Annotated in this window: 5 protein-coding genes; 1 reads left to right on the forward strand and 4 read right to left on the reverse strand. The window is 56.5% G+C overall.

What is annotated here, in order from left to right; translation table 11 throughout:
• On the forward strand, window positions 1–655 hold a 655-nt coding region (locus O3932_RS10355; RefSeq protein ID WP_371538287.1), incomplete at its 5' end, for a nucleotidyl transferase AbiEii/AbiGii toxin family protein.
• A 346-nt stretch (window positions 656–1,001) separates the two neighbouring features.
• Here the strand turns inward: O3932_RS10355 and O3932_RS10360 are convergent.
• The 4 genes from O3932_RS10360 to O3932_RS10375 form a co-directional block, all read right to left on the reverse strand.
• Window positions 1,002–1,673 carry a hypothetical protein gene (locus tag O3932_RS10360; protein ID WP_371538289.1) on the reverse strand — a complete coding sequence of 224 codons (672 nt, stop codon included), beginning with the start codon at window positions 1,671–1,673 and terminating at the stop codon, window positions 1,002–1,004.
• 75 nt (window positions 1,674–1,748) lie between these two features.
• Entirely contained in the window at window positions 1,749–2,957 is a 1,209-nt protein-coding gene (locus O3932_RS10365; protein ID WP_371538292.1) for a hypothetical protein, read from the reverse strand.
• 193 nt (window positions 2,958–3,150) lie between these two features.
• A complete protein-coding gene (locus tag O3932_RS10370; RefSeq protein WP_009648505.1) occupies window positions 3,151–3,321 on the reverse strand; it encodes a hypothetical protein in 171 nt (56 codons plus the stop codon).
• Window positions 3,322–3,651: 330 nt separating this feature from the next.
• Window positions 3,652–4,454: class I SAM-dependent methyltransferase (locus tag O3932_RS10375; RefSeq protein WP_371538294.1), on the reverse strand; the 803-nt coding region annotated here is incomplete at its 5' end.

A 4,454-nucleotide genomic window follows, 5' to 3' on the forward strand; every position in this document is an offset into this window, starting at 1 on the left:
TCTGCGTACGACGATGGATATGGATACAACTGTTGTTGGTATGCCTCTTGATCGCGACTCTATTGAGCAAACGATGGAGCAGATCTGCTCTGTTGATGTCGGTGACGGAATGGAATACATCTTCGAGCGGGTCGAGTCAATCAGAACAGATGACGAATATCCAAATTGGCGTGCTTATATTATGGTCAGGTATGGAAGAATGAATGCGCCAATTAAAGTTGATATCGCAACAGGTGATTCCATCGTTCCTGTGGAGGTTGAGTATCCGTATCCGATGCTGTTCGAAGATCGCGCTATAAGGCTTATGTCTTATCCTGTGGCGACGATTCTCGCTGAGAAATTTGAAACGGTCATCAGCAGAGGTGTTGCCAATACATGTGGGAGGGACTTCTATGACATTTACGTATTCTTGAATACTCGTGCTGATCAGATTGAATATGGCCAGGTCAAGCGTGCCCTCGAGGCAACAGCGCGCAAAAGGGGAACGTCTGCTTTTGTTGCCGATTATAGAAGTCGACTAGAGAAGGTGCGGCTTTCCGATGATATGCTGGCAGTATGGGAGTCTTATGTGAGATCGGCACCTTACGCATCCGAAATTTCCTTCGATGATGTGGTGAGTGCCGCAGTGCGGCTTGGTAACTTGGTGTCTGCGTGATTTGCCATTCCTGGTAACCGGATGAAGGATTCATCATAGTTGAGTGTGAGGAGGAGGTGGCCTGAGATGGCGCCGCCCTCGAAGCGTAGCTGGCAGGTCGCCAAGGTGTTTAACAATGCCTGGATGTGCACGCCGCCGGGTTCTGCTCAGTGAAGGTCCTCACGCTCAACTTGGAAGAGAATTCCGCGCGCCGAATCGCGCTGAGGGGTATCGCGATGGAATCTGACGACATGTTTGTCGGGCACTGTGTCACCGCCTACGGAACCCTGGCGGACGGGGTGACCGCGGCGAATATGGAGGGGTGAGCGCCGCGGGCTAGTGCAGGAGTGGCGCCTGATCGGTATGGCTACGCGCGTGGCTCAGCCTCGGCCTCGTCCCGAAATCGTTTAAAGAGGCCGGGAGGCGCTGTGTGCTTATGTGAAGAGGCGTTGTAATCCTGAGAGGTCTGCTCGGTACTCGCCGCGCGAGCGTGCTGCTCTTTCCATAGTTTCACGTACAGGCAGATGGACGATAGCAGGTCGATGGCGGGTAGTAGGTGGAGTGCGATGTAGTAGTGTGCCGACGACTCGGAAATAAGTCTCTGTTTGCAACCGAGATGTGCCGCAACAAGGCCATAGGACGAGCTGAGCGGGATCAGGATCATGAGGTTCGCTATTGGCTGGCCCACATAGGCAAGGAACAAGATAAGGTAGCCCGGTGCTGCGAGAGCCATGGTGAGGATTGTAAGGAAAATAAGAGTGGGAGCATAGAGGGGAAGCAAGCAGAGCTTGAGGATTAATCCCCACAGCGCCATCGTGCGCGGGCTGTCGTCGTCTCGACGCCACAGTGCGGATACGGCGTTGGCTGCTCCGGCGATCACGGCCAGAAGTGTCCACGTCTTCCAGTCGATAGCGTCCAAACTCTTGTCGAGGACAAAAGCCAGCACCCAAGGTCCGTAAGCTGCGACGACGAAGAAGAGGAAAGTTACCGAGCGTATGACGGTAGATATGCGTAGTTTATTTCTTTTGACACTTTGCATGTTGCCACCCTATCACCGCCCGCAGGAACGAGGCCGGGGCTGGTATCTGGGGGTGTGTTCAGCTTGGCGAGGTGCTTACAGGGCCTCACTCGTGGTGGTTTCGCTGGCATTGTCCAGTTGGCGCAGTAGTGTGTAGAGCCGGATTGAGGAGATTAGATCGGCGATGGGAGTGGCAAGGCCTCTCTGTAGCTTGTTCGCCGTTTCTCGACGGACGAGCCGCTCGTTGCGTGCGCGGCTGATCGCGGCAGATCCGTGGGATGAGGTGACGCGCATGATGCAGTAGGTCCCCAGGAGTAGCAGGGGGAGCATGATGAATGTCACAAAGATGAGGCCTCTTTGGGCGAAGAAATACGATCCCAGGACGAGCACTATGAGGGTCATAGTAAGGAAAAAAGGGAGGAGGGCAAGCTTGAAGACGAGGCACCAGAGCGCCAGCGTCTTGGGGTTGTGTGCGCCTTTGAAAGCGTCGGCACTAACGATAGTCGCCAGGGCGCACACAAACATGACGAGGAACCAGACGTCGATTCGAAGTGTCGGATATGGAGGGGGAAAGATCATGGTGACAGGCCCGCCAGCGTAGGAGGCAATGATGAAACAGAGTGAGGCTGCGAGGGGCAGGACTGTAGGCCAGGGGTGTGGAATTGCTTTGCGGGTCTGTGTGGGTCTTGTAGCGAGGATGTCGTCTATGTCGGCAACGGGTTGGGGTGTAGTGTGCGCGGGTGAGAGCGGGTCGTCGTCCGGGGTGCAGGTTGGAGCAGTGCCGTCCAGGCGGCGCAAGCGTGCGTACAGCCAGATAGCTGCGACGAGGTCTGCTATGGGGAGGGCAAGCCCCCATTTGTACTTTCTTTCCCTTTCAGGGGAGATCAGCTGTTCGTCGCGCGCACGATCGATTGCTGCGAACCCGTAGCACGAGCTGACGATCATGAGGGGGCATGACAGGACGACATAGGGGGTGATGAGGAAAAATCCTAGCGGTGATACCTCAGGGCTGGGGGGAAACCAGCTTCTCATTAACACAAAAATGTAGAAGTCTGCCAGGAATATCGGAAGGAAACATACCTTGAGGAAGAGGCCCCAGAACGCTAGATTGCGCGGGGGGTCCGCGCGTGAAATCCAGAACGCGCTGGCTACATTCGCGGCACAGGTGGCGAATAGTAGAAGGAACCACGTTGGTGTTGGAACCACGTTGATGCCTTGATAGTCGAACAGGATACCCACGAGTTCGCCGGTATAGAACACGACGATAAACGCGATGGCCAAAGCGATCCGCAGGATTTTGGACATGTGGCGACTCCCTTATCGATCATTGTTGACTGGAACCGAATATAACAGTCTCTCCCGCGCGAAGGTCTTGATTCCTGATCGTGGTCGAACATCTCCTTGAAGGTCGGATTTAGGGGAAGCGAGCGTCGGGTGGATATTGTCGACATATGCCAGGTGATTGACTGGTCTCGTGAGAGGCCTCGGCCGCGGGTGGTTACACCCGGTGTGCATCCCCGCGCAGGTAGAGGGCCAGACCGATCACGTCGGCCCCGATGAGGGCTACGCCGAAAGCCGCGTTGGCGGACAGGTTGATCATGGGGATGCCCATGATCATGCGGCACATGTAGGGGATCAGCCAGGTTGTCCACGCGGCGATGCTAGTCATGGCCGAAGCATCCCATCGAGTCTGCGCGAACCTCCCGGTGAGATTCGCTCTCACTTCAGATGGTAGAAACAGGCTCATGAGCAACACGACCCCCTTGTTTACGCCGCGAGGCCTGCCCCGCCATGCAGGGTAGGCCTCGCTAGTGCGCGTGGAGCCGCTATTGACATGGTCGGTGCACGGTCATGCCATACTCACGCGCTGGTGGAGTGTTACTTCTGGCCTTCCATCGTGTATCTCGGAGGGACTCGTGCAGTAATCGCACAGCCAGGCTTTCCAGCGTTTGAGTGTTCCCTACCTTGTCTAGCCCGCACAACCCCACAATGCGCACTGTCAGTGTTTGTGTGCTGTGATCGCAAACTGAAGGGGCAGGCGTTCGGGGTGCTCGCGAAGGTGCCAACCTCCAGCGGAATCTTGTTCCATGAGTTCGGGCCACGGACACCACGCCGCGCGCGGTGTCTCCTCAAGCTCATCGATCACCAAACCCGCGTTGATGAGAGCAGTAACGATTTGTCCAAGGGAGTGATTCCACTGGTGATTTGTCGTGTGAGTAATCCGCGGCGCATCGGGGAAATCTACGTAGCTTGACTCGTCATCCCATGTCATCGGAGCATCCTGCTCGAAGTATGGCTGCTCAATCTTTAGCCCGCCGGAAATATCCTCCCCGATTGTCATGAACATCGGGTGGTCATCGCGGATAAAGAAAGTGCCGCCCGGCTTGAGCAGGGAAGCGATGACTTGCGCCCACCGGGCGATATCGGGCAGCCAGCATAGGACGCCGATCGAGGTGTACACCAGATCGAAGTTGCCGGATACTGCTTGGCGCGCGTCGTACACGTTCGCGTGGACGAACTCCACGTCAGCGTCTGCGCGTTCGGCGATGCTACGCGCGTGGGCAAGCGAAGCCTCGGACAGGTCGAGGCCAATGACGCGCGAGGCCCCGCGGCGCGCAAAGCCGATTGTGTCCGTTCCGACGTGGCATTGCAGGTGGATGACATCTTTGTCGGCGAGATCGCCGAATCGTTCGATATCTTGGGCCAGTTCAGCGCTCATGGCTGTCGGATCCTCGAGAAGGCGCTGGTAGTCGCAGTAATTGCCAGCCATGTGCAGCTCGGCGCGGTCGTCCCAGTTGCGTT

Source organism: Pauljensenia sp. 20925_1_25 (assembly GCF_041433955.1).
GTDB lineage: Bacteria > Actinomycetota > Actinomycetes > Actinomycetales > Actinomycetaceae > Pauljensenia.